Origin of the sequence: Gilliamella sp. B3464 (genome assembly GCF_026536145.1) — a bacterium.
Classification (GTDB): Bacteria; Pseudomonadota; Gammaproteobacteria; order Enterobacterales; family Orbaceae; genus Gilliamella.
The window spans coordinates 1-1,142 of the sequence record NZ_JAFNOQ010000032.1 but is presented as its reverse complement, the minus strand read 5'-3'; the positions used below and the strand labels follow the sequence as shown (position 1 = coordinate 1,142).

The window sequence follows — 1,142 nt, the reverse complement described above, 5'->3', positions numbered from 1 at the left end:
CTAAAGCTGGGCAAGCATTAGTGAAAGAAGCTGAAAAGGCTTATCATTCCGGTGATATCGCCACAGGTAATCAACTCATGAATCAAGCTGCCAGCCATGGAACGACGGTTGAAACTACGGTTGTAAGAAATAGTGGTGCTGGAAAGGGAAATGTTAATTCAGAAAAAGCTTTAAGTGCCAGTGAAAAAAGAGCTATAAAGGCACTTGAAGAACAAATACAGTTGCATGAAAAGAAATTAAAGGAATACATAAAAGATCCGTATTCTTTTGATAATAAAGACTTTTTAAAAAATGCTCCAAATGATGAAGTTAGGCAAAATATTATAAATAGTAGAATTAAACATTTAGAACATGAAATAAATACTTTTAAAAAGAATATAGATAAAATAAAAAAAGGAAAAGATTAGTTATGGGTATTGATTTAAATAAGATTGAAATTATATTTAATTTAATTATTGATAAATTGAAAAAAGATGGCATTCATAAAATATCTCTTGATGATGATTTTTATTGGAATATTCCATCAGATTTACTATATGACCCTTATAACAAACCAAATCAATTTGATATGGGACAACTAAGTGAAGATTATGATTTTTTATTAAATTCAATTGAGAAAGATATTATTATAAATGGAGATTTGAGAAAATTATCTTATCTTTTAAGATATATAGCGGATAAATTAGATCAATAAAACTAGATTTTCAGTAGCGTTTAATCTTTTATTTCAATGTGTTCAACTATGCACAAGAAAACACCATAAAAAGATTGGATTATTATATGTTATCTATATAACTAATAGTCAATGAATTGCAAATTCAATAATCAACTTGCCCTGCTCTATTTTAATGATAACAGGGCTGCCACATAAAAGCCTATCTGCTCCAGCCACAGCCCCTTAATTGTCCGTTACGGTCTGGGGTTGGGCTTTGTGCCTTGTGGCACATAACCGACGGTATAAAATCGCTCAGTGGTTAGCTGGTTAGCGGTGGTGGTACACCGTTAATCTGCGCTGTTATTGACTGTGTTGTGTAACTTCTCTTGTTTAGCTCGCTCGGTTTTAATCAACCAATCAACTGCTTAGTCTGATGCTCTAAAATCATAGCGTCTAAAATCTCTTTAACTGACTTCTGCTCGTCAGG

General features: G+C 32.1%; 1 protein-coding gene and 1 pseudogene. Both read left to right on the top strand.

Translation table 11 applies throughout. The annotated features are described in order from the left end of the window. A pseudogene (locus tag J3U57_RS12660) lies at nt 1-407 on the top strand (hypothetical protein); the annotation flags it as partial. A 2-nt stretch (nt 408-409) separates the two neighbouring features. Further along, nucleotides 410-694 (top strand): hypothetical protein, encoded by a 285-nt coding sequence (locus tag J3U57_RS12655; RefSeq protein WP_065633440.1) that lies wholly within the window; start codon nt 410-412, stop codon nt 692-694. Nucleotides 695-1,142: the final 448 nt, after the last annotated feature.